21 protein-coding genes and 4 pseudogenes are annotated in these 22508 nt (G+C 65.5%); 11 read left to right on the top strand and 14 right to left on the bottom strand.

The features are described from left to right. Positions 1-197 precede the first annotated feature (197 nt). Positions 198-494, bottom strand: coding sequence for a co-chaperone GroES (locus tag ACVWW1_RS24075; protein WP_018269780.1), 297 nt, complete (start codon positions 492-494; stop codon positions 198-200). A 319-nt stretch (positions 495-813) separates the two neighbouring features. Here ACVWW1_RS24075 and ACVWW1_RS24070 point away from each other — a divergent pair, with 319 nt between their 5' ends. Beyond that, positions 814-1332, top strand: coding sequence for a hypothetical protein (locus ACVWW1_RS24070; protein ID WP_173638579.1), 519 nt, complete (start codon positions 814-816; stop codon positions 1330-1332). A 199-nt stretch (positions 1333-1531) separates the two neighbouring features. Here the strand turns inward: ACVWW1_RS24070 and ACVWW1_RS24065 are convergent, their stop codons facing one another. The 4 genes from ACVWW1_RS24065 to ACVWW1_RS24050 form a co-directional block, all read right to left on the bottom strand. Further along, the gene (locus tag ACVWW1_RS24065; protein ID WP_224924897.1) at positions 1532-1795 is read right to left on the bottom strand and encodes a hypothetical protein; all 264 of its coding nucleotides are present in this window, start codon (positions 1793-1795) and stop codon (positions 1532-1534) included. A gap of 196 nt (positions 1796-1991) precedes the next feature. Further along, entirely contained in the window at positions 1992-2471 is a 480-nt protein-coding gene (locus ACVWW1_RS24060; RefSeq protein ID WP_456657654.1) for a hypothetical protein, read from the bottom strand. Positions 2472-3014: 543 nt separating this feature from the next. After that, a complete protein-coding gene (locus tag ACVWW1_RS24055) occupies positions 3015-3791 on the bottom strand; it encodes a protein phosphatase CheZ (RefSeq protein WP_456657653.1) in 777 nt (258 codons plus the stop codon). A gap of 60 nt (positions 3792-3851) precedes the next feature. Next, a complete protein-coding gene (locus ACVWW1_RS24050) occupies positions 3852-4118 on the bottom strand; it encodes a hypothetical protein (RefSeq protein WP_456660847.1) in 267 nt (88 codons plus the stop codon). Between ACVWW1_RS24050 and ACVWW1_RS24045 the strand changes: the two are divergent. Continuing rightward, positions 4102-4912: pseudogene (locus ACVWW1_RS24045) on the top strand (L,D-transpeptidase family protein). The gene ACVWW1_RS24050 and the pseudogene ACVWW1_RS24045 sit on opposite strands and share 17 nt — an antisense overlap. Positions 4913-5024: 112 nt before the next feature. Here ACVWW1_RS24045 and ACVWW1_RS24040 read toward each other — a convergent pair. The 6 genes and pseudogenes from ACVWW1_RS24040 to ACVWW1_RS24015 all read right to left on the bottom strand — a co-directional run bounded on the left by ACVWW1_RS24040 (position 5025) and on the right by ACVWW1_RS24015 (position 11252). Further along, complete coding sequence (locus ACVWW1_RS24040; RefSeq protein ID WP_207832776.1) at positions 5025-5858, bottom strand: DUF2076 domain-containing protein; 834 nt, start codon at positions 5856-5858, stop codon at positions 5025-5027. Between the two features lie 211 nt (positions 5859-6069). Further along, positions 6070-6914: pseudogene (locus ACVWW1_RS24035) on the bottom strand (ChbG/HpnK family deacetylase). Then, positions 6911-7961 (bottom strand): annotated as a pseudogene (locus ACVWW1_RS24030) (glycosyltransferase family 2 protein). Before ACVWW1_RS24030 ends, ACVWW1_RS24035 begins: the two co-directional pseudogenes overlap by 4 nt. A 140-nt stretch (positions 7962-8101) precedes the next feature. Beyond that, a pseudogene (gene hisG / locus ACVWW1_RS24025) lies at positions 8102-9080 on the bottom strand (ATP phosphoribosyltransferase). After that, entirely contained in the window at positions 9077-10255 is a 1179-nt protein-coding gene (locus tag ACVWW1_RS24020; RefSeq protein WP_456657652.1) for an ATP phosphoribosyltransferase regulatory subunit, read from the bottom strand. Before ACVWW1_RS24020 ends, hisG begins: the two are co-directional and overlap by 4 nt. A gap of 196 nt (positions 10256-10451) precedes the next feature. Beyond that, complete coding sequence (locus ACVWW1_RS24015; protein ID WP_456657651.1) at positions 10452-11252, bottom strand: 16S rRNA (uracil(1498)-N(3))-methyltransferase; 801 nt, start codon at positions 11250-11252, stop codon at positions 10452-10454. 557 nt (positions 11253-11809) lie between these two features. On the opposite strand from ACVWW1_RS24015, the gene ACVWW1_RS24010 reads away from it, so the two are divergent. Together ACVWW1_RS24010 and ubiA are read left to right on the top strand one after the other, a co-directional pair. After that, the gene (locus tag ACVWW1_RS24010; protein WP_456657650.1) at positions 11810-12544 is read left to right on the top strand and encodes a hypothetical protein; all 735 of its coding nucleotides are present in this window, start codon (positions 11810-11812) and stop codon (positions 12542-12544) included. A gap of 25 nt (positions 12545-12569) precedes the next feature. Then, on the top strand, positions 12570-13502 hold the full coding sequence (gene ubiA, locus ACVWW1_RS24005; protein WP_456657649.1) for a 4-hydroxybenzoate octaprenyltransferase: 933 nt from the start codon (positions 12570-12572) through the stop codon (positions 13500-13502). A gap of 349 nt (positions 13503-13851) precedes the next feature. On the opposite strand, the gene ACVWW1_RS24000 is transcribed toward ubiA, so the two are convergent. Continuing rightward, on the bottom strand, positions 13852-14376 hold the full coding sequence (locus ACVWW1_RS24000; protein WP_456657648.1) for a DUF6101 family protein: 525 nt from the start codon (positions 14374-14376) through the stop codon (positions 13852-13854). Positions 14377-14652: 276 nt separating this feature from the next. On the opposite strand from ACVWW1_RS24000, the gene ACVWW1_RS23995 reads away from it, so the two are divergent. The 6 genes from ACVWW1_RS23995 to lpxK all read left to right on the top strand — a co-directional run bounded on the left by ACVWW1_RS23995 (position 14653) and on the right by lpxK (position 20250). After that, entirely contained in the window at positions 14653-16041 is a 1389-nt protein-coding gene (locus tag ACVWW1_RS23995; RefSeq protein WP_212313537.1) for a TldD/PmbA family protein, read from the top strand. Beyond that, a complete protein-coding gene (locus ACVWW1_RS23990) occupies positions 16028-16837 on the top strand; it encodes an inositol monophosphatase family protein (RefSeq protein ID WP_456657647.1) in 810 nt (269 codons plus the stop codon). Before ACVWW1_RS23995 ends, ACVWW1_RS23990 begins: the two co-directional genes overlap by 14 nt. Positions 16838-16979: 142 nt before the next feature. Continuing rightward, positions 16980-17228: a DUF4170 domain-containing protein gene (locus ACVWW1_RS23985; protein ID WP_456657646.1), complete on the top strand. Its 249-nt coding sequence runs from the start codon at positions 16980-16982 to the stop codon at positions 17226-17228. Next, positions 17225-17938 carry a lysophospholipid acyltransferase family protein gene (locus ACVWW1_RS23980; protein WP_176529255.1) on the top strand — a complete coding sequence of 238 codons (714 nt, stop codon included), beginning with the start codon at positions 17225-17227 and terminating at the stop codon, positions 17936-17938. The genes ACVWW1_RS23985 and ACVWW1_RS23980 overlap by 4 nt, the downstream gene beginning before the upstream one ends. After that, a complete protein-coding gene (locus ACVWW1_RS23975; RefSeq protein ID WP_456657645.1) occupies positions 17901-19235 on the top strand; it encodes a 3-deoxy-D-manno-octulosonic acid transferase in 1335 nt (444 codons plus the stop codon). The genes ACVWW1_RS23980 and ACVWW1_RS23975 overlap by 38 nt, the downstream gene beginning before the upstream one ends. Further along, positions 19228-20250, top strand: a complete 1023-nt coding sequence (lpxK, locus tag ACVWW1_RS23970) for a tetraacyldisaccharide 4'-kinase (protein ID WP_456657644.1) — start codon at positions 19228-19230, stop codon at positions 20248-20250. Before ACVWW1_RS23975 ends, lpxK begins: the two co-directional genes overlap by 8 nt. Before the next feature lie 14 nt (positions 20251-20264). On the opposite strand, the gene ACVWW1_RS23965 is transcribed toward lpxK, so the two are convergent. Further along, on the bottom strand, positions 20265-20492 hold the full coding sequence (locus ACVWW1_RS23965) for a DUF2093 domain-containing protein (protein ID WP_016848019.1): 228 nt from the start codon (positions 20490-20492) through the stop codon (positions 20265-20267). 186 nt (positions 20493-20678) lie between these two features. Here ACVWW1_RS23965 and ACVWW1_RS23960 point away from each other — a divergent pair, with 186 nt between their 5' ends. Then, entirely contained in the window at positions 20679-21512 is an 834-nt protein-coding gene (locus ACVWW1_RS23960; protein WP_456657643.1) for a dienelactone hydrolase family protein, read from the top strand. Between the two features lie 17 nt (positions 21513-21529). Here ACVWW1_RS23960 and ACVWW1_RS23955 read toward each other — a convergent pair. After that, positions 21530-22472, bottom strand: a protein-coding gene (locus tag ACVWW1_RS23955; RefSeq protein ID WP_456655323.1) for an IS630 family transposase whose coding sequence is annotated in 2 segments (ribosomal slippage) — positions 21530-22135 and positions 22137-22472 — 942 coding nt in all. Because the reading frame shifts where the segments join, the coding sequence is not laid out codon by codon here. Between the last annotated feature and the right edge of the window lie 36 nt (positions 22473-22508).

The following is a 22508-nucleotide window of genomic DNA, read 5'->3' as shown; positions in this document are numbered from 1 at the left end:
ACTCCTGGAATGTCTGTGAATTGCTTGCCGCTCGCTTTGCGCGTCATTGCCGGGCAAAAGCACGAAGTGCGTCTTCGTGCTAGGTGACCCGGCAATCCATCGCCCTCGTGAGAGTCTTGGGAAGCGTGATGGATGCCCGGGTCAAGCCCGGGCATGACAGCGGAGCGAGCGTCGCGTTTCTCGAATTGGTCGTGGCCTTACGCCAGCACGCCCATGATGTCGGACTCCTTCATGATGAGGAGCTCCTGGTTGTCGAGCTTGACCTCGGTGCCCGACCACTTGCCGAACAGCACGCGGTCGCCGACCTTGAGGTCGATCGGGATCAGCTTGCCGGCCTCGTCGCGGCCACCCGGGCCGACGGCGACGATCTCGCCCTGCGACGGCTTCTCCTTGGCCGAGTCCGGAATGATGATGCCGCCCTTGGACTTCTCCTCGGCATCGATACGCTTGACCACGACGCGGTCATGCAGTGGGCGGAAGGTGGATTTAGCCATGACGTTCCCTCTTGGAGGCTCGGTTTCAGGTCCGGTTCATCGAGACCGGCGTTGAATGCCGGTCCGGTCGGCGCCAGGCAGGACGCCCGGCGCATTTAGCAATCGTGGTGCGAGAGTGCTAATTGTGCGCCGGGAAATATGGCTTGGCGCAGTTTCTGTCAAGCAAACGGGTTAAGGCCTTGGTGAGGCCAATATAGGATGGTGGACCGGAAACCAAATCGTAGCGATGACGTAATTTTGTCAGACGTCATTGCTCCGCCTTAAGTTTTACGCTTGGCTGCATGACGGGTGCGGCCGGGAGATAGTTCGGGGGATGCATATGATCAGGTCACTCAACGCGCGATTGGTCGCACGGTTCGCGGCTGTTTCGGCGCTGACGACACTTTTGGGGGCGTGCGGCAGCATGAGCCTGCCGTCGTTGTCGTCGAACCCCGAGCCGGGGCCGGTCGAACCGGGGGTGGCCCCGGAGATGCCGGCGAGCATCCGCCCCGACGAGATCGTCGGCCGCTGGGGCCTCGCCTCGTTCCAGAATCCCGCCGACCGCGCCCGCACCGAGGCCGCCGCACGCGGCCAGTGCAAGCAGCCTTACGTGATCGGCGCCGGCCAGAACGGCGGCGTCATCATGCATCTGGCCGACCAGGCCACCCCGCAGGAACTGCGGCTGAAGGGTTCCCCGAGCGGCAAGAATTATATCGGCCCGCCCGGACCTGTGCCCGGCGAGCAGGACCGCGAGATCATCTCGTTCGACGGCCGGGTGTTGATCACCCGCTTCGTCGACAAGGACGCCGCCACCCGCTACGGCAACATGGTCTACGTCCGCTGCGCGCCGCGGGCGTAACGCGGCTGGCACGTCATTCGAGGGCGATGCGAGGCATCAAACCTTAGGTGCGCAATTGCGCACCGAGGAATTGGCCTTGAAGCAGGTCAAGAACAAAAACCGCCGGCCCCGAGGGCCGGCGATTTCGTCTGTTCCTGAACGAACCCCAGCGCTCGAACCTTGCCGTGCGCCCCCGGGTCATGACTCGCAAAGAACTGCCTTATCGCCGGACTCCGACCCGATTGACGCCACCATTCAGGTTGCCGCCCGCGTGATGACGAACCGTAGCCCGCGCCACCGGTCGAGGCCTTAGCACGACGCCTGCCCTCGCCACGCAACCATGCGGATAGCCGACATACTGACAGTAGACGACCGCCTTGGCCGGTGCCGAATTGAGCGCGACACCTGCTGTACCCAACAAGAGGCTGGCCACGATCCCCGTAACCGTCACCGACTTGGTCGAAAGAATGTTCGTCCGATGCATGGTGATCCCTTTCATCGCAGGCGAACCGACAGATGATGGCGCCGGTTCAGGTACGGCTGAACATGAGTGGCAAGGGACAGGCGATGTTGACGTAGATCAACGCTGGGCGCGGGCCGCCACTATGCGAGATCGATCTGCTTCAAATGAAAGAGGGCGGCTCATTGATCCGCCCTCTTTCCGTGTCGTTGCGCGGATCTCACTGACAGACGTAAGTGTGGCCGTCGGCCATCTTCGTCATCGTGCCAGGTTCGCAGGTGATGCCATTGGCTGCCTTGTAGTCTGCCCATCCGGCATAACCGTAATACGGGCTGCCACCATAGTAGGCTCGTGCCGGATAGTAGGGCTGGCCAAAGTGGGGATCCGTCTGGGCGGCGTATGCATCGGTCCAGTTATTCGTGCCCCAGCCAGCATAGGCCGGCGCAGTGGCGGCTGCCGTGGCGACCGCGGCCGTGGCGGCGATCCCCGCGCCGACCCCGTACCCGTACGCGGCGCGCCGAGTGTGACGACGCGCAACGCCCGCGGCGCTCATGGGCGTCAGCGGTCGGCCCACGCGCGCTTGGGCGCTTTCGACCGAAGCCGAAATGCCACCCTGCTCGGACCAGGTGATGGAGAATAGTGTCGCACAAGCGAAAGTCGAGAGCGCAATTGCAGTATTTCTGACAATTCTTCGCGTCATGTTCTATCTCCAGTGTTGAGTACTTTCAGTGGCTCCCCCCAATCGGTGATCCCTTAACAAGGCGCAGGTATCAGCGCGGAAGCAACCCGCCGCGCATCGTCACAGTTTCAATGACGGCTGCGCCCGAGCGAAGCCGGCTTGCCCTCGCCGGATGCGCGTAACGAGTGGCCCGCAAACCTGTGCTGTGTGGAAGTACGAAGCCCCGCTCGGGGCGACCGGATTCACTCCGGAAGTCCGATGCAACGGGCACCCAACGTTGGCTCCCGGCGCACGCATGACAATTCCCTCACACACAGTATGCGCCTGCGATAGCGGACCTGCCAGCAAATTTGCAGATGTCACAATTGGCACAAACTGCATGCGGTCGAGACAGAGGTGTCACTTGACGTGCATGCAAGGAAAGCTGCCGCGCAAGGTCACTCACGAAGCGGCGACCGCGATAATCTCACAACTCTGTCGGGTGATCCCTCACGAGGCTGGACCATCGCCCAAACAAAAATGCCGGCCCGAAGGCCGGCGCTTTTCGTTTCGATCCGACAAATCTCAGTTGAACATCGCGTCGATGTCGTCCTGCGAGGCGTGGCCGGCGTCGCCGTCGAGCTTCGGGCCGTTGAGCAGGCGGGCATCGCCCTCGCGGGTGTCGACGATCGGCGGGGAGTGGGTCTTGATCGCGTCTACACCGCCCCAGATGTTCATCATCTCGTTGATGTGCTGTTCGATGAACTTCATCGTCTGCATCACCTTGCTGATGCGCTGGCCGGTGAGGTCCTGGAAGTTGCAGGCCTCGAAGATCGAGACCACGCGCTCCTGAATATCTTCGCTGAGCCGCTTCTGCTGGTCGGGCGTGACGTTGTTGGCGAGCGCGGTCGCGGCTTGGTCGATCGCTTCCACCGCTTCGAGGATCTGCTGGGTGGCCTGTTCGGTGCCGCCGACCACGGCGCCGAGTTCGCCATTGACCTTGGCCATCTCCTCGCCGTTGAAGCTCTTGCCGTGCAGCACGGCGATCTCGCGCTTGGTGCGGCTGATCGCGTCGTGGATTAGGTCGAGCTCGACCTTGAGCTTCTCGCACTGTTCGACCTGCGCGCGGTAGGTCTCGAGCAGCGCGTGCGTCTCGGCGACTTCGCGGGCGACGGCGGCATCGACGCTGTCGCCGGTGCGCTGCGCCGGTGCCGCGGCCATCTGGGCGCGGATCGAGCGAAGCTCCGCCATGATCTCACTATGCATCGGACCGAGTTCGGCGCCGCCGGCAATTTCCGGCTCCGGCATCACGACTTCGCCCATGGCCTGCTCGACACGAAAACGCTTACGCTTCACTGACATGATTTCATTCCCGCCCCTTCACTGCAGTCCGTTCTAGCGAGAGGTGATTTAACGTCAGGTTCACGCGGGAACAGTTTGCGCCGAGTGCGCGCAACCGCTGCGATACCGGCGATTAACCATGTCGCTGCGGCGTTCACGCAAAATAAACGCTGTCAGGCAAAACCGCGCGGCATTGTCGAGATGGTGAATCGAAACGGCCGATCCGTTTACCAAACCGATGCGGTTTTCATTGCTTATTGACCACGTGCAACGGCGCATGTGCGCTCCGTCCACGTCACACGTCACGACGAAACCAGTACAGAGTACGTCGATGTTCAGGAAAACCACGCTTGCGCTGCTCGCCGGCGCTTCTTCGCTTATCGCAATTCCCCAACATGCCATGGCGATCGACGCATCGGCTCAGCCCGAGCCCACCGTGATCTACGCCAACCAGGGCGCACCGCAGCCGCCGATGCGCACCGCCTACGCGCAGCCGCAGCGCTCCAACATGGGCGGCGGCTTCATCGAATTCCTGTTCGGCGATGCGCCGTCGTCGCAGGGGTATTCGCCGCAGCCGATGTATCAGCAGCAGCCTGGCTATTACGGCAACCGCCAGGGGCTGCCGCCGATGGATCCGCAGCAGCAGATGATCCGCCAGCAGGAAGAAGCCGCGGGCGATCCGGCGCAGCGTCCGTTCGATCCCAGATATGAGAAGCAGCTGGTCCGATTACAGCGGCAAGGAAGGCGTCGGCACCATCGTCGTCGATACGCCGAACAAGTTCCTCTATCTGGTGCAGGGCGACGGCCGCGCGCTGCGCTACGGCATCGGCGTTGGGCGGCCCGGCTTCACCTGGGCCGGCGTCAAGACGATCTCGGCGAAGAAGGAATGGCCGGCCTGGACGCCGCCGCCGGAAATGCTGGCGCGCCGTCCCGATCTGCCGCGGCACATGGAAGGCGGCCCGGAGAATCCGCTCGGCGCCCGTGCGATGTATCTCGGCTCCTCGCTCTATCGTATCCATGGCTCCAACGAGCCTTGGACGATCGGCACCAACGTCTCGTCCGGCTGCATCCGGATGCGCAACGAGGACGTGATCGACCTCTACGGCCGCGTCAATGTCGGCGCCAAGGTCGTCGTGATGTGAGGTGGTTTTGAAGCAGCTGCCCTAAAGATGGTGTCGTCCCGGCTTTCGCCGGGACGACGGAATCAAAACGGCCGCTCGATTGGAGCGGCCGTCGTCGTTTCAGCGATCGCGTTTACGCGTAATCGCTGTTGTCGTCGCCGCCGTTGTCGTCGAAGTCGTCGGCGTCTTGATCATCGTCGCTGTCCTGGTCGGCCTGCGCCTGGTCGAACGCGCCGGCGCGCGAGCCGGAATCACTGTCGCGACCGGACGAACTGACATCGTTGATCCCGGCGTCACGGGCAAGGTTGCTCGACGACTGGTCGCCGCCCCAGGGACGCGAACCACCGCCGAGGCCGCCGGCGTCGGCCAGTGATTGATGGCTGCCGCCACCCATCATGCCGCGAATGCTGGAGAGCAGCAGTCCGCCGCCGACCACGCCGGCCGCGGCCGCCGCCGCAGTGCCGAGGAACGAGCCGCCACCGCCGCCGGGCGCGCCGCCGCCGAAGGGCGGGGGCTGCTGGCCGCCGTAGGGCTGGCCGTATTGGGGCTGGCCGTATTGCTGCGGCGGCTGGCCATAGCCGCCCGCCTGCTGCATCGCCTGGCCCGAGTTCCAGACCGGGCGGCTGCCGCCAACATCCGGCGGGCGCACCGGCGGCACCGAGCCGTGCGGTTGCTGCTGGCCCTGTCCGAAGATCGCATCGCGCATCGAATCGAGGAAACCGCCGCCCTGCTGCTGTGCTCCCTGCTGCTGGCCGACCGCGGCCTCGAGCTCCTGGATCCGGTCATGGGCGCGCTTCAGCGCCTCGTCCTGAACCAGCGCGGTCTGCACCAGCGTGTAAACCGCATTCGGCGCGCTGCGCAGGCCCTGCATGATCGCGGACATGGCCTCGTTGTCGCGTGGGGCATTCTCCAGCTTGGCGAGCCGGTCGAAGAGATCGTCAATCAGTTGGCGTTCTTGCGGTGTCATGGCGTTCTCCATCGCGTCGATCGAATCGGCGCGCGGCTCATGTAGGACGGGCTTTGTGGCGCAAGGAGTGGGGGCCAGAATTAAATTTCTGTATGCGACAATACGACCGGCGGTTTTCGTGAACCTGAAGCGTTTTCGAGCGAAGCCTGCCCCGCACTTGATGCGGGGTGGATCCCGGTTCGCGTGAAGAAAACGCGTCAAAACAAGGGTCTCAGGTCAGTGTAACTTTATTCAGGGCCAGCAAAGCGGGGAAATCCTCGCCCGCGAGATAGGCATGCTCGGTTTCGCGCTGCGTGGTCAGCGGGTCGAGGGTCTTCAGGGTTTCATCGACGAAACCGGGATGGCACATCACGAGCCCGTCTTCCGGCAGGCCGTCGAGGAAGCCCTGCATCAGGCCTGCGAATTCGCTGCCGCGCGTAAAGTCGTAGGCGCCGGCGAAGGCCGGGTTGAAGTGCAGGCCCGATCGCTGGGCCTTGATCCGGAATTGCGTGCTGAGCACGTTCAGCACCAAAGCCTTCGGCGCCGCGAGCTGGCGCGCCAGCGGACCTTCGCGTCCGCACTGCCGCACCCAGGCGCCCGGCGCGCGCTCCTTCACGGCACGCAGGAAGCCGTCGCGCACCTGCGGGAACAGCTGCGCGCGTGCTGATGGCCGTCGACGAAATCGGGCGCACGGCCGAACAGATCGTGGAAGGCGTCGAGCTGCGCCAGCACCTCGGCATGGACCAGATCGGCATCGAGCCGATGCATCAGCCCGGCGCGCAACAGCCGCGGGAACGGCAGGAACATGTCGCCGTCGAGCGGACGGAAATGCATCGTCAGCGGCCGGAACGGCGCGGTCAGCGTCACATGCAGCCCGATCGCGCAGCGCGGGCCTTTCGCGACCGAAGCCTGTAGCGCGGCCGCTGCCTCGCGGCCGATCGCCGGCGTCACCATCATCACCGACGTCGCATTGAGGCGGCCGCGCTCGATCAGGTCGCGGATCGCGCGGTTGACGCCATCGCTCAAGCCATAATCGTCAGCACACAGCCAGATCCGGCGCGGCGAATTTTCGTTCATTCGGCGGCGGTCCGCTCGGTGGCGCCCTGCGCCGCGCCGCCGTCGGCGTGCTTCTCGGTATGCTCGGCGACGAAGTAGATCGTTCCGCCGTGCCTTCAGTTCGGAGAGGATCTTGCCGATATATTCGCCGACGATGCCGATCATGATCAGCTGCACGCCGCCGATCGTCATCACGCCGATCATCAGTGACGGATAACCGGGGACCTGCTTGCCGGTCGTCAGCACTTCCCACAGGATCGAGAGGCCGAACAGGAACGCCGCGCCGGCGAGCAGCGCGCCGAGCAGGCTGGCGAAGCGCAGCGGCGCCACCGAGAACGAGGTCAGGCCCTCGATCGACAGGCCGATCAGCCGGCCGGCGTTGAAGGTGGTGACGCCATGCGCGCGCGGTGCCGGTTCGTAGTCGACGCGGATCTGCCTGAAGCCGATCCAGCTCGCGAGGCCCTTGAAGAAACGGTTGCGCTCCGGCAATTGCCGCAGCGCCAGCGCCGCGCGCGGCGACAGCAGGCGGAAGTCGCCGGCATCCTCGGGGATCTTCTGCCGCGCCCCCCAATTGATCAGCGCGTAGAAGCCGCGCACGGAAAGCCGCCGCAACGCCGATTCATTGTCGCGGTTCGCCTTCGCCGTGTAGACTACGTCGTAGCCGTCATCGATCCAGTGCGCGACCAGCTGCTCGACCAGCGTCGGCGGATGCTGGCCGTCGCCATCCATGAACAGCACCGCGCCGCGGCGGGCATGGTCGAGGCCGGCCATCAGCGCCGCCTCCTTGCCGAAATTGCGCGACAGCGACACCACCTGCAGGTCGAGCCCGTCGGCGGGCAGGCCACGCGCGATCGCCAGCGTGTTGTCCGCGCTGCCGTCGTCGACATAGACCACTTCGCAAGTGAGCCCGTAACGGGCGCGCAGTGAGCTGGCGAGGTCGATCAGACGTTGGTGCAGCGCCACAAGCCCGGCGGCCTCGTTGTAGACGGGCACGACGATGGACAGACCCTGCGCGGGGGCGGTCTTGGCGGTTGCCGTCAGGCTGGAAACGTCAGAGCCCAGCATCATCGGTCAGGTTCCAGAACTAGAGCGTTTTCCACCGAAATCGGGTTCCGGTTCGCGTGAAAGAAAACGCGTCACAACGAGAGATCATGAACTCAATATGGTACCGACGGCCGGCTGTCGCCAACATGAACGGCCCCGCCCGCTCATTGTCGCAGGAACGCCTCGAGCTTGGCGAACAGCGGGTTCTCGCGGTCGAACACATAGTCCAGCGACACCACCGACACCGTCTCGGCGCCGTGCTCGCGCAGGAAGCTGCCGAGCGCGTAAAGCTTGCCCGGTGGGCAGTGCAGCGTCAGCATGCCCGACGAGGTCGGGCTGCCGAACGGGGCGACCACGCCGAAACGGGTATGCGCTTCGGACAGCAGCGCATCGTTGCAGCCGGCAAAGCGGGTGCGGACCTCGCGATACTTGGCTGCGCGGGCGCGCGCGGCGATGTGGTCGAGGATGACGCGCGCGGTCTCGCGGGCGCTATTCGACCAGTCGGCATCGCGGGAGGCGACGAGGTTGGCCTGGCTGCGCAGCATCACGCCGTCGTCGAGCACCTTGAGCCCGTTGGCGGCAAGCGTCGCGCCCGTAGTCGTAATGTCGACGATCAACTCGGCGGTGCCGGCCGCGGGCGCGCCCTCGGTGGCGCCGGCGCTCTCCACGATGCGGTAGTCGCCGACGCCGTGCTTCGCAAAGAAGCCGCGCGTCAGATTGATGTATTTGGTCGCGACCCGCATGCGGTGATTGTGCTGCTCGCGGAAGCCGCTCGCGACGTCGTCGAGATCGGCCATGGTGCGGACGTCGATCCAGGCCTGCGGCACCGCGACCACGACATTGGCATAGCCGAAGCCGAGGCCTTCGATCATCAGCACGCGCTTGTCGGCATCCGGAATGCTCTCGCGCACCAGATCCTCGCCGGTGACGCCGAGATGCACCGAGCCGCGCGCCAGATTGGCCGCGATCTCGCTCGCCGACAGATAGGCGATCTCGACATTGTCGACGCCGGCGATGGTGCCGCGATAGTCGCGCGCGCCGCCGGCCTTCGACAAGGTCAGCCCCGGCGCGGGCGAAGAAGCTCTCCGCGTTTTCCTGCAAGCGCCCCTTGGAGGGAACGGCGACGACGAACGGCGTGCTCATCGGGCGCCTCCGGAGGCGCCGGCCTTGCCATGCCGGGTCATCGCCTCGATCCAGACCGAGAAGCCGACCGCCGGGATCGGACTGGCCGAGCCGAGCTGCGTCATCAGCCCGTCATAGCGACCGCCCGCGACCAGCGGCTCGGCGCCGTTGCCCTTGGCGTGCAGCTCGAACTCGAAGCCGGTGTAGTAGTCGAGGCCGCGGCCGAACGCGGTCGCGAACCGCGTTTTCCGGATGTCGATGCCGCGCGCGGCCATGAAGCCGACCCGGCTTTCGAACTGGTCGATCGCCGCGGCAAGGTCGAGCCCGGCGTCGGCGGCGAGCGCGCGCAGCTGCGCGACTGCGTCGTCGGGATCGCCCGATATCGCGAGGAAGCGCTTGATGGTGGCGAGCGCATCGCGCGGCAGCGCGCCGCCCTTCAGCGTCGATTGCTCGAGGAAGCGGTCGGCGATCTCGGCGACCGTCCGTCCGCCGACATTGGTGGTGCCGGCGATCGACATCAGATCGGTGACCAGCGCCAGCGCCGCCTTGCGGTCGGAGCCGGCCAGCGCTGCGAGCACGCCCTCATATTCGTTCCGGCCCGGCGCAGTCGCCAATGTCAGCTGCTCGATGTCGTCGGTCAGCGAAACCTTGCGGTTGAAATCCTTGATCAACCGGCGCCGCCACACCGGATAGAGCTCGAGCGCATCGATCAGCGCGTTGAACAGCGCGACGTCGCCGGTGCGGATCTCGACATCCTTCAACCCAAAGGCCGTGGTCGCCTCCAGCGCCAGCGCCAGCATCTCGGCGTCGGCTGCGGCGCGATCCTGCCGCCCAAAGGATTCGATGCCGGCCTGCAGGAACTGGCTCGGCTGGCCGTCGCGATAGCGGAACACCGGGCCGAGATAGCTGAAGCCGGCCGGCTGGCCGGCGCGGGGCGAGGCGAGGTAGTCGCGCGCCACCGGGATCGTGAGATCCGGGCGCAGGCAGAGCTCCTCGCCGCTCGGGTCGGTCGTCAGATACAGGCTCTTGCGGATGTCCTCGCCGGACAGGTCGAGGAACGGCTCGGCCGGCTGCAGGATGGCGGGTTCGGACCTGAGATAACCGGCCTGCGCGAACGAGGCCAGCAACGCATCCGCCCAGGAAGCCGCTCCTGGGGCGGATCCGGCGGCGGGTCGTGGTGCGGCAGCTTCGCTCATCTCGACGTCCAATTCGCTCCGAACTCGCGTTTCGGAGTGGGTTCCATGGGTGGTGTTGGCGAAGCCCTTAGCATGGCCGTATCAGGGTTTCGACAGGGATCAGCCAAGTGGCTTAATGATTGGGTTCGTTAACGATTTTGCGACGGCTTGGCTAGGGGCAGGGCACGCCGAATTGCGAGTGATGTGACCACGCCTCTCAGGCTCCCTCCCCCCTTGCGGGGGAGGGAACCCTTCCGCCGGTCCGTCGATCACTACCTCCCCAGTCCCCCAGTGCCGCCTGCACCAGCGCCAGCGCGGCGACGGCGGCGGTGTCGGCGCGCAGGATGCGCGGGCCGAGTGCGAGACGGAGGATGTTGGGCTGGCGCAGCAGCAGCGCGCGCTCTTCCTCGGCAAAGCCGCCCTCGGGGCCGATCAGCACGTCGATCCCGCCATTTGCGGCGGTCGCCGCCTGCAACGCCTGCACCGGATTCGCGACTTCTGCCGCCTCGTCGCAGAACACCAGAAGCCGCGCCGAATCGCGCCCCGCCAGGAAACGTTCGAGCGGGAGGGGATCGGCGACCTCGGCGAGCGAGATAATCCCGCATTGCTCGGCGGCTTCGACCACATTGGCGCGCATCCGTTCGCTGTTGACCCGCGACACCTGGGTGAAGCGCGTCAGCACCGGCACCAGCCGTGCCGCGCCCATCTCGACCGCCTTCTGCACCATGTAGTCGAGCCGCGCATGTTTCAGCGGCGCGAACACATAGGTCACGTCGGGCAGGCGGTCCTGCGCCCGGGTCTGCGTCGTGATCGTCAGCGTGTCGGCCCGCTTGCGGCCGGAAATCTCGGCGCGCCATTCGCCATCACGCCCGTTGAACACCAGCACGGTATCGCCGGCGCCAAGCCGCAGCACGTTGCCGAGATAGTTGCTCTGGTCGCGTTCGAGCGAAACGGATGTGCCGGCACCGAGCGGGGCATCGACAAACAGGCGGGGGCTGCGAAAATCGAGTTCAGGCATGTCCTGGATTCCTGAGCCGCGTTCTAGCCCAACGGTGCTGCCAAGTATCGCCCGCTGCTGTTGATTGCGATCGGAGAGGATCGGCAGATTCCGTAATTGGCGTCGGGCGCCGGCGCTAAGGCCGCTTCCATGCGGCGAGGCAAGTTAACCAAGCCGGGCGACACCGTAGTCCCGCGGACTCGTCAGGAACGCTCCGGCCAACTACTACAGTGGTGTCGATATATTGCTTCTGTCACCAAGTCATTTTTGAAGTCCGAGGGGTCGCTTGCACGCGGCCCCTTTTGTTTTTCGGTCGGTGTGGGGCCGCATATTCGAGCTGATGCATCACCGAAAATCCCGTTCAGGCACATGTGATGGTCCGGTTTTACCGCCGTTCGCGGCCTAAAGGCTTCAAATCGGGGAACAATTTAATGTGGCCGGTGTGGCCCTACGCCGCGCTGTCGCCCAAATCCACGGGTTGTTAAGGGCTCACAGGAATCGTAAAACGCCCCCAAATTTCGTTGCTTCGTTTTGTTGCGCTGGGGTTGCCTGGACCTTTTGCCGGAGAAACACCCTCGATGATCCGCCGACTGATCGTGCTGACCGTTGCCGCGACCGCCCTGTCCGCGGGGCACGCCGCGGCCCAGAGCGCCTTTCCCGCGCCGTTGCCCAATCAAGGCCAGGCCGGCACCGCCTCGGATCCCGCGTTCCCGCCGGTGAACGGCGCGCGCCCGAGCCGGGCGAGCACCGCACCGGATCCTGCGTTTCCGCCGGTCAACGGCGCCCCCGCGGCCAGGGTCGGCGGCGCGCCGTCGCCATTTCCGAGCAGTGGTGCGGCTCCCATCGCCGGCGGCGGTCTGTCGTCTCCGCCGCCCCCGCCCGGCGCCGGTGGTGGCGCCGCCGGTGACGCCTGCATGAAGGATTTCGTCCCGCTACGCGAGGAGACCGAGAGGCGCGGCAAGGCGATCAAGGCGGCGAGCGACCGGCACGCCAGCCCGCAGGAGGCCTGCAAGCTGATCGGCAATTACAGCCAGGCCGAAGTCAAGATGATCAAGTACGTCGACACCAACGCGTCGAAGTGCGGGATCCCGCCGCAGATCTCCAACCAGCTCAAGGACGGTCACAAGAATACCGAGGCCTTGCTGAAGAAGGTCTGCAACGTCGCGGAGCAGGCGGCGGCACAGCCGCGCGGGCCCGCGGGGCCGTCGCTGAGCGACGTGCTCGGCTCGTCCGCCTCGCTGCCGGAAGCGACGCCGACCAAGAAGGGCGGCAGCACCTTCGACACGCTGAACGGCAACGTTCTCACCCGATGATTGGGCGCCCGATGATTGACCGGCCATGAGCGAGGTCTCCGCCCGCGTTGCCGACTCCACAGGCAACTGGGTGGACACCCATGCGCCGGTCTGGTCGCGGCCCTATCTGCGGCTTGCGCGCTACGACCGGCCGATCGGCTCCTGGCTGTTGTTGATGCCGTGCTGGTGGTCGGCGGCGCTCGCCGCCGGCGTCGCGCACGATGTGCGCTCGCTCCCGCTCGTCGTCCTGTTGTTCTTCATCGGCGCCTTCGTGATGCGCGGCGCGGGCTGCACCTGGAACGACATCACCGATCGCGATCTCGACGCCAAGGTCGAGCGTACGCGGTCGCGGCCGATCCCGGCCGGGCAGGTCACGGTGACGCAGGCGGTGGTCTTCATGGTCCTGCAGGCGCTGATCGGGCTTCTCGTGCTGCTGCAGTTCAACCGCTTCGCGGTGATGACCGGCATCGCCTCGCTCGTGATCGTCGCGATCTATCCGTTCATGAAGCGGATCACCTGGTGGCCGCAGGTCGTGCTCGGCCTCGCCTTTTCCTACGGCGCGCTGATGGGATTTGCGGTGACGCTCGAGCGCATCGATGCGGCCGCGATCGCGCTTTACGCCGGATCGATCGCCTGGGTGATCGCCTACGACACCATCTACGCCCATCAGGACGCCGAGGATGATGCACTGATCGGCGTCAAATCCACCGCGCGCCTGTTCGGGGCACGCACCCATCGCGCGCTCGTGATCTTTTATGGTCTCGCCGTGCTCTTGATCGGCGTGGCCTTCGCGCTCGCAGGCGCGCGCTGGCCGGCCTGGATTGGGCTAGCGGCGTTCGCGCTGCATCTCGCCTGGCAGGTCCGCCGGCTCGACACCAGCGATCCCGCACTCTGTCTGCGCATCTTCAAATCCAACCGCGACGCCGGCTTCATCCTGTTCGCAAGCCTGGTCGTCGATGCGATGCTGCGCGCAGCGTAGCGGCGCGCTCTCGCCATTCCCCGGAGCGCAATTGCGCACCTGAGGGCTCGCGAAGCGAGAAGAGCAAGACTCGGACGATTCATGTCGCGAGAACGCGAGAGTATGCCCCGCCAGCCGATCAACAAAATCGGTGTCGTCCCTGCGAAAGCAGGGACGACACTTGAGGATGTCGGTAATGTCACCTACTCAGCGTCGTCCTGGCGAAAGCCAGGACCCATTACCCCAAATCTCAATTGTTGTGCGACGCTGGGGCCGCGATCACGCCCGTCACCGAAAGCGGTGGTTATGGGTCCTGGCTTTCGCCAGGACGACGAAAGAGGTGAGAGGCGTGGAGCGCAGCGAAACGAACTCAATCCCGCGCGATGATCTCGCGCTCGTCGCGATGCACGCTGGTGCCGTTGAGGCTGACGCCGGCGCGGCGGCGGACCAGGAATTTCGGGCGGCGCGCGCGGATTGCGTTGCGGCGACGGCGGCGCGGGGCAGGCTGGCGCGGCGCCGGCTCGGTCAGTTGCGGGAGATGGAAGATGTCGCTCCACATCTGCCAGGCGGAGCTGATCTCTTCGGCATCCGCACTGGTGCCGAGCGGAACGGACAGCGCGGGATCGCGGTGAACCAGCACCAGCATCTGCGCGTCGTCGATGCCGCGCAGTGCGACGCCGAGAAAATCGCTGACACGAACATTGACCGCCATCCGCATGCCGAGAACGGCGCGGCGCAGCACGACATGTTCGCGATGAAGCTCGACCTGCCGCATGCCGCCATCCGCGCGCGCATCCTGCGCGTGGAAGCTGAGCGGAAGGGAAAGTGGGTCGAGCCGCAATGCGCGGCTCGACCCGGCGGAATTGATTCCGCTTGTTGGTATTTGACGCCTCAAAGCCTTAGTCTCCCCGCCGGGATTATGTTCCCGGTCGATGTGTGAGAGCCTAGCCGAGCGATGGCCGTTTCGGCTTAAAAAGCCTGGTTAACCGCTCCTCACCTGGCGCCATGATTGACAAGAGGTTGGCCCGCATGATTGACGAAGCCTTGCGCCGATTACTCAAATCTTTGTTGCCCGCCGGTGCAAAGTGCTTGAATTCCCTGTGAATCCGGCACATCTGGTTAGGTCTGTCGACGCCATTCCGGGCCCCCCTCAATCCGCAGGAATTCGTTCGTGAACTCTTCACCATCTGCATCGCGACACGGCGATACCTCCGATCTGTTCGACCAGTCCGGCCTGAGCGACCTTGCGCAGCGTCTGGTCGAAGCCGCAAAGCGCGCCGGCGCCGATGCGGCCGATGCCATCGCGGTGCGCGGCGTCTCGCAAGGCGTCGAAGTCCGCGACGGCCGCGTCGAGGAAACCGAGCGCTCCGAGGGCGATGATGTCGGACTTCGGGTGTTTGTCGGCCAGCGCCAGGCGGTGGTGTCGACCAACGACGTCAGCGGCGACGGGATCGCAAAGCTCGCCGAGCGCGCGGTCGCGATGGCGCGCGTGGCGCCTGACGACAAATATGTCGGTCTGGCCGATCCCGCGCTCCATGCGCATGATTTCCCCGATCTCGATCTGCTCGACCGCACCGTCCCAACCACGGCCGAGCTCGAGCAGCGCGCCATCGAAGCGGAGGCTGCGGCACTCGCGGTCAAGGGCGTCACGAAATCCGGCGGTGCATCGGCCTCGACCGGGATCGGCGGCATGGTGCTGGTGACGTCGACCGGCTTCCACGGCTCTTACCTGCGCTCCAGCCACGGCATCTCGACGACGGCGATTTCCGGTGAGGGCACCGGCATGGAGCGCGACTATGATTTCACCAGCGCGCCACACGCGTCCGATCTCGATTCACCCACGGCCGTTGGCCGCAAGGCCGGCGAGCGCGCGGTGGCGCGGTCGAATCCGCGCAAGGTCGAGACCTGCAAGGTGCCTGTGGTGTTCGATCCGCGGGTTGCGGGCTCGATCGTCGGCCATCTGGTCGGCGCCATCAACGGCGCCTCGATCGCGCGCAAGACCAGCTTCCTGAAGGACAAGCTCGGCGAGCAACTGTTCTCCAGGGATATCCGTATCATCGACGATCCCTTGCGCGTGCGCGGCCTGCGCTCGCAGACCTTCGACGCCGAGGGCGTCAAGGTGAAGAAGATCGCGTTGATCGACGAAGGCGTGCTGACCACCTGGGTGCTGGACTCCGCGACTGCGCGCGAGCTCGGTCTGGTCACGACCGGGCATGCGCATCGCGGCGTGTCGTCCTCGCCGTCGCCCGGAACATATAATCTGCATCTCGAGCCGGGTGCGGTGACGCCGAAGGAGCTGATCTCGGACATCAAGCAGGGCTTCTATGTCACCGACCTTATCGGCTCCGGCGTCAACGGCGTGACCGGCGACTACAGCCGCGGCGCGTCCGGCTTCTGGATCGAGAATGGCGAGATCACCTATCCGGTCAGCGAAGTGACCATCGCCGGCCACCTGCTGCCGATGTTCAAGTCGCTGGTCGCCGCCAACGATCTGGAATTCCGTTACGGCGTCAATTCGCCGACGCTGCGCATCGAGGGCCTGACGCTTGGCGGACGCTGATACGGACGACTGGACCAAGGCGCGCGACGCCGCCTTGCTGACCAGATCGGTGCAGGAGGCGGGCCGGCTCGCATCGTCGCTGTTCCGCACCGAATTGAAGAACTGGATCAAGGGCGCGTCCTCGCCGGTCTCGGAGGCCGACATCGCCGTCAACGACCTCCTGGAGCAGCAGCTGCGTTCGGCGACGCCGGGTTACGGCTGGCTGTCGGAGGAGAGCGCCGACAACGCGACCCGGCTCGACCGGCGCTTCACCTGGATCGTCGATCCGATCGATGGCACCCGCGCCTATCTCGCCGGCCGCGAGGACTGGTGCGTCAGTGTGGCGCTGGTTGAAAATGCATCGCCGGTGCTCGCGGCGGTGTATGCGCCGGTGACCGAAGAATTCTTCTTTGCCGCCCGCGGCCAGGGCGCGACCCTGAACGACAGCGGCGTGCACGCGACCGCGGGCACCGATTTCGAATTTCCCCGCATGGCCGGACCGAAACCGCTGGTGCAGCGGCTCAGCCCGACATCGGACGAGATCACGCTGTTTCCGCGGATCGGATCGCTGGCCCTGCGGTTGTGCCGCGTAGCACAAGGTCGACTTGACGCCGCCTTTGCAGGCGGGCAAAGCCGCGACTGGGATCTTGCCGCCGCGAATTTGATCGTGCAGGAAGCGGGTGGTAAGATGACCGCGCTCTCGGGGGATGCGATTGAGTACAATCGCCGGGAGGTGACGCATGGGGTGCTGGTGGCAGCGGGACGCGAACGTCATGCACGCATTGTCGAGCATTTTCGCAACCGTCCATTGCCGTGAGGCCTCGCCGATCCGCACCGCGTTTCCGATTGTGACGACCAGACTTGTTACGACAAACCTGTGACGACCAGACTCGTGACGACCAGACTTGTGACGACCACGACTTCATTTGCTTGCCGGGCATCTCGTTAGGAAAACCATCATGTCAGACAATGCCCAGCAACAGCTGCTTCACCTCGTGATCGGCGGTGAGTTGACCGATCTCGAGCACAACACCTTCAAGAACCTGGACGAAGTCGAGATCGTCGGCGTTTACCCGAACTATGCGACCGCCTATGCGGCCTGGAAGGCGAAGGCGCAAGCGACCGTGGACAACGCCCAGATGCGCTATTTCGTTGTTCACCTCCACCGGTTGCTCGATCCTGAGCAGGACACAAAGCACTCCCATTGAAACGACTTCTTCGCGATCTGCTGCGCAGCGGCTTCGTGCAGCGCGTGCTGGGTGTGCTTGCGGCCGAGTATCTGCGGCTGGTGTGGTACACCAACCGCTTCATCTATCAGCCGCATGACGTATACGGGATCGTCGAGCCCTTGATGCCGGCGATCTTCGTGTTCTGGCACGGCCAGCACTTCATGACGCCGTTCATCAAGACCAAGGACAGCTACCGCGCCAAGGTTCTGATCTCCCGCCACCGCGACGGCGAGTTCAACGCCCTCGCGGTCGAGCGGCTCGGCATCGGCACGATCAGGGGTTCCGGCGACCATTCCGGCGCGTTCCATCGCAAGGGCGGCGTCGGCGCCTTCCTGGAGATGGTTCGGACGCTGGAAGGCGGCTGCAACATGGCCACCACGGCCGACGTGCCGAAGCGGGCGCGGGTGGCGGGTCTCGGGGCCATCATGCTGGCGCGGGAAACCGGCCGGCCGATCATCCCCTTTGCGATGGTCACCAGCCGATTCATCCGGTTGAAAAACTGGGATTCCACGACCATCAATTTGCCATTCGGACGCGGCGCAGTGGTAGGTATTGAGCCGGTCTATGTGCCGCCCGATGCCGATGCCGCGACGATGGAAAAGCTTCGGCAGCACGTGGAGAATCTTCTCAACGAAGCGACCCGGCGCGCCTATGCAGCCGTCGGGCGGCCGGAGGCAACGCTTGGCTAGCTCGCTACCGATGACGTTGCGCGTCTACCGCAAGCTGTCGTCCGCGATGGTGCCGCTCGCGCCTGCGCTGATCAAGCGGCGGCTCAAGCTCGGCAAGGAAGATCCCGAACGCGTCGGCGAGCGGCGCGGCATGAGCGGCGATGTCCGGCCGCAGGGGCCGCTGGTGTGGATTCACGGCGCGAGCGTCGGCGAGGTGCTGGCGGCGGTCGGGCTCATCGAGCGGCTGCGCGCGCTCAATCTGCGCATCCTGCTCACGTCCGGCACGGTGACCTCGGCCGCGATCGTGGCCAAGCGCTTTCCGCCCGATGTGATCCATCAATACGTGCCGTATGACTCGCCGCGCTATGTCGCGCGCTTCCTCGATCACTGGCATCCGTCGCTGGCGCTGTTCATCGAGTCCGACCTGTGGCCGAACCTGATCCTGTCGAGCGCCGCGCGGCGGCTGCCGATGGTCTTGATCAACGGGCGGATGTCGCAGCGCTCGTTCCCGCGCTGGCGCCGGGTCTCCAACACCATCGGGGCGCTGCTCGGACGGTTCGACATCTGCCTCGCGCAGTCGAAGACCGATGCCGAACGCTTTGCCGCGCTCGGCAGCCCAAACGTCATGGTCACCGGCAACCTCAAGCTCGACGTCGCGGCGCCGCCGGCCGATCCCGCCAAGCTGGAGCGGCTGATGTCGGTGACGCGCGGCCGCGCAATCGTGGTTGCCGCGTCCACCCATCCCGGCGAGGAAGAGCTCCTGATCCAGGCGCACAAATCGCTCGCCGGATTCTTCCCCGGGTTGCTCACGGTGATCGTGCCGCGGCATGCCGCGCGCGGCGCGGCCGTGGCGCGGCTCGTGACGGAAGCAGGCCTGCGTCCCGGGCTGCGCTCGCATGAGGACCTGCCGGTCGCGACCACCGATATCTATGTCGCCGACACGATGGGCGAGCTCGGCCTGTTCTACCGGCTGGCGCCGATCGTGTTCATGGGCGGTTCGCTGGTCGCGCATGGCGGCCAGAACCCGATCGAGGCGATCAAGCTCGGCGCTGCGATCGTGCACGGCCCGCACGTCTTCAACTTCACCGAGGTCTACGACGCGCTCGATCGTGCCGGCGGTGCGCGGCGCGCCGACGATCTGGAAGCGCTGGTCAAGCAGCTTGGCCAGTTCCTCGCCGATCCCGCGGCACGCGATGCCTCGCTTGCGGCCTCCGAGCGCGTCGTCGAACAGCTCGGTGGCGCGCTGGAGCGCACGGTGACCGCTCTCGAGCCGTATCTGTTGCAGCTGCAGCTCGAGATGGGAGCCGCCAATGCGTGAGCCGGCCTTCTGGCACCGGCCATCGTCTTGGACATCGCAATTGTTGAGACCGCTTGCCGCGCTCTACGGCGCGGTGGCCGCGCGGCGGATGCAGGGCTCCGGCATCGATGCCGGCATTCCCGTGATCTGCGTCGGCAATTACCATGTCGGCGGGGCCGGCAAGACGCCGACCGTGCTGGCGCTGGCAAAACTGCTGCGCGAGCTCGACGAGCGGCCGGTGGTGCTCAGCCGCGGCTATGGCGGCAGGCTTGCCGGCCCGGTCAAGGTCGATCGTGACCGCCACACGGCGGCCGATGTCGGCGACGAGCCGCTGATGATGGCGGCAACACTGCCGGTCGTCGTCTCGCGCGACCGTGCCTCAGGCCTGCCGCTGGCGCGCGCGCAGGACGCAAGCGTGATCCTGATGGATGACGGCTTCCAGAATCCATCCGTGCTCAAGGACAGCTGCTTGATCGTGATCGACGGCACGCGCGGCGTCGGCAATGGCCGCGTCATTCCGGCAGGACCGTTGCGCGCACCGCTGTCGCCGCAGCTGGAGCGGACCGACGCGCTGATCGTGGTCGGCGAGGGGAGCGCGGCGCAGAAGATTGCGGCCGATCTCGCGTCCCGTGGCAAGCCGATATTGCCGGCGCATCTGAGGCCCGATGAGGCCTCATGGAGCGCATTGCGCGGTCAGCGCGTACTCGCCTTCGCCGGCATCGGCGATCCCGCGCGCTTCTTCAACACGCTGCGCGCAAGCGGCGTCGACGTCGTGCGCAACAGAGCCTTCCCCGATCATCATGCCTTCACGAAGGATGAGATCGAACAGCTCGTCGCCGACGGGCGAAGCGACGCCCTGACGCTGGTGACGACGGAAAAGGATCTGGCGCGCTTGCGTGGTCCGGCCGGGATGCCGGCCTGGGCGCAGGCGATCGTGCCGTTCGCGGTGACGCTGCAATTCGAGGATGCTGCCGCGCTGCGGCGCCTGGTGACCGATCAGCTGTTCAAGGCGCGGGACAGGAGGCTGCGCAAATGAGCCTGGAGTTGAGCTCAGGCCTGCGGCTTGAGCACGCCGGGATGGTGGCGCTGCAGCACGGCGGTCGGGGTGGCGTAGGCCTCCTGCAGGTCGACGCTCCAGTACTTCAGCTCGTCGAGCGGAATCCGGACGTCGGTGATGGCACAACGCACAAAGGTGCCAGGCGAGATCACGCGGAAATCGCCGTCGAGATATTGCACCTGCGCTTCGCCATGGCCCGAGGGACCGAACTTGTTCAGCACGTTTGAGCTCTCCGCCTTGCCTCGCACGAGGCCACCTGGATATTTACCAAGCCATCTATCACAGATAGGGGGTCATGTCCGCCCGTTAAACCACCGACTTGTGATGATTTGGCGGCAGACGCGCATGGTAGCGTTGCAGGTGTGGTCCGCTGTGTTTGCGGCGCCATAACGAGCCGGCCGGATCGGATGCGCCTCAAGTCAGTTTTCATGTGCCTCGCCATGCTTGCCGTGCCGGCCGCGGCGGCGGCGCCGCTTCCGGCCCCGCATCAGGTCGAAATTCCCGAAGGCAATGTCACGCTGCACGCGCAGCTCTACCGGCCCGACGGCGATGGCCCGTTCCCGACGGTCATCGCGCTGCACGGCTGCGGCGGTCTTGCCGGCCGTTCCGAGCAGGTAGCACCGCGCTATCGCGACTGGGCCGAGCAACTGCTCACATCAGGCCATGCAGTGCTGCTGCCCGACAGCTACGGCTCGCGCGAGCTCGGACCCCAGTGCCGCATCAAGGAGCACCAGGTCCAGACCCGCCGTGCGCGGGTTGCCGACATCAACGCGGCGCGGCAATGGCTGGTGCAGCAGAAATGGGTGGCGAAGAGCCGCATCAGCCTGATCGGCTGGGGCAACGGCGCGGCCGCCTTGCTGTGGGCCGTGCGGCCGCAGATGTGGTCGCGCAATGTCGAGCCGGACTTCCGCTCGGCGGTCGCGTTCTATCCGGACTGCCGCACCTCGTCCGGCCTTGGCTGGAGCGCGCGGGTGCCGACGCTGGTGCTGATCGGCGCGCGCGACGATGTGACGTCATCGTCGGCCTGCCACCAGATGGTCGACGGCGCGCGCGGCCGCAGCGCGCTGGCGCGGATCGTGGTCTATCCCGAGGCCTATCACGATTTCGACCGCGCCAACCTGCCGCTGCATGCGGTCGCGGCCTCGTCCGATGTCGACATCACGGAGCCCGGTCACATCGGCACCGATGCGAGCGCGCGCAAGGACGCGCAGAAGCAAGTCGCCGAGTGGCTGGCGCGCTAGACTAGAGCATGATGTGTTTATACGGAAACGTACCCTGAATTTTTGAGATAGTTGGCGCACTCCTCCTTGGAGAAGACGTCGAGGAGTTCGCCGACCTTGCGCCAAGTCGCTTCGACATCACGCGGCTGCGCGGCTCGCATCAGGTGTTTGAGCTTGGCGAAGACCTGCTCGATCGGATTGAGGTCGGGGCTATAGGGCGGCAGGAAGAGCAGATGGGCTCCTGTGGCGCGGATGGCGTTGCGCGCCGCCTTGCCCTTGTGACTGCCGAGATTGTCGAGAATGACGAGTTCACCCTTTGCGAGGGTCGGCGCCAGCACCTGCTCGACATAGAGGGTGAAGAGCTCGCCATTGATGGGGCCGTCGATGACCCATGGCGCGCTGATCCGGTCGTGGCGCAGCGCCGCGATGAAGGTCATGGTCTTCCAATGGCCGAAAGGCGCAGACGCCTGGAGACGTTGCCCACTCGGTCCCCAGCCTCGCAGCGGCGCCATGTTGGTTTTGATCCAGGTCTCGTCGATAAAGACCAGGCGCGAGGCGTCGATCCTGCCCTGATGGGTCTTCCAGCGCGTCCGTTTACGCGCGATATCGGGACGATCTTGTTCGGCCGGCAGGATCGTTTTTTTTGAAGCTCAGCCCTTCGGCATGGACGAACGTCCACACTGCCCGCACGTCGGTCTTGATCCCGCGCGCAGCCAGTTCCTGCGTCAGCTTCCGCAAAGTGAATGGGCCGGAGCGAATGCGTTTGCGCAGCCAGTCGGCATTGGTGCCGGACAGAACCGGCTTCTTGTGACCGCCGATCTTGCCGGGAGAAACGCCTCCGGTCTCCCGCCGCAGATTCTTCCACTTTGTCACACAGGAAGGACTGATCTGAAGCGCTTCTGCAATCGAACGCACGGTCTCGCCCGCGTCAGCCCGCGCCAGAGCGAGTTCACGAAGATCTTCCGAATAGGGTCGCGTCATCCATGCTGGCCCCCGTTCCAGCAATGGAGTTTGAAT

The organism is Bradyrhizobium sp. JR3.5 (genome assembly GCF_054057015.1).
The sequence above is the reverse complement of the archived record's forward strand: the minus strand, read 5'-3'. Positions and strand labels throughout refer to the sequence as shown.

Excerpts from the sequence above, each read along its gene's own strand:
- ACVWW1_RS24075 (WP_018269780.1), bottom strand. The coding sequence starts at position 494 with ATGGCTAAATCCACCTTCCGCCCACTGCATGACCGCGTCGTGGTCAAG.
- ACVWW1_RS24070 (WP_173638579.1), top strand. The coding sequence starts at position 814 with ATGATCAGGTCACTCAACGCGCGATTGGTCGCACGGTTCGCGGCTGTT.
- ACVWW1_RS24065 (WP_224924897.1), bottom strand. The coding sequence starts at position 1,795 with ATGCATCGGACGAACATTCTTTCGACCAAGTCGGTGACGGTTACGGGG.
- ACVWW1_RS24060 (WP_456657654.1), bottom strand. The coding sequence starts at position 2,471 with ATGACGCGAAGAATTGTCAGAAATACTGCAATTGCGCTCTCGACTTTC.
- ACVWW1_RS24055 (WP_456657653.1), bottom strand. The coding sequence starts at position 3,791 with ATGTCAGTGAAGCGTAAGCGTTTTCGTGTCGAGCAGGCCATGGGCGAA.
- ACVWW1_RS24040 (WP_207832776.1), bottom strand. The coding sequence starts at position 5,858 with ATGACACCGCAAGAACGCCAACTGATTGACGATCTCTTCGACCGGCTC.
- ACVWW1_RS24020 (WP_456657652.1), bottom strand. The coding sequence starts at position 10,255 with ATGAGCGAAGCTGCCGCACCACGACCCGCCGCCGGATCCGCCCCAGGA.
- ACVWW1_RS24015 (WP_456657651.1), bottom strand. The coding sequence starts at position 11,252 with ATGCCTGAACTCGATTTTCGCAGCCCCCGCCTGTTTGTCGATGCCCCG.
- ACVWW1_RS24010 (WP_456657650.1), top strand. The coding sequence starts at position 11,810 with ATGATCCGCCGACTGATCGTGCTGACCGTTGCCGCGACCGCCCTGTCC.
- ubiA (WP_456657649.1), top strand. The coding sequence starts at position 12,570 with ATGAGCGAGGTCTCCGCCCGCGTTGCCGACTCCACAGGCAACTGGGTG.
- ACVWW1_RS23985 (WP_456657646.1), top strand. The coding sequence starts at position 16,980 with ATGTCAGACAATGCCCAGCAACAGCTGCTTCACCTCGTGATCGGCGGT.
- ACVWW1_RS23975 (WP_456657645.1), top strand. The coding sequence starts at position 17,901 with ATGCAGCCGTCGGGCGGCCGGAGGCAACGCTTGGCTAGCTCGCTACCG.
- lpxK (WP_456657644.1), top strand. The coding sequence starts at position 19,228 with ATGCGTGAGCCGGCCTTCTGGCACCGGCCATCGTCTTGGACATCGCAA.
- ACVWW1_RS23960 (WP_456657643.1), top strand. The coding sequence starts at position 20,679 with ATGCGCCTCAAGTCAGTTTTCATGTGCCTCGCCATGCTTGCCGTGCCG.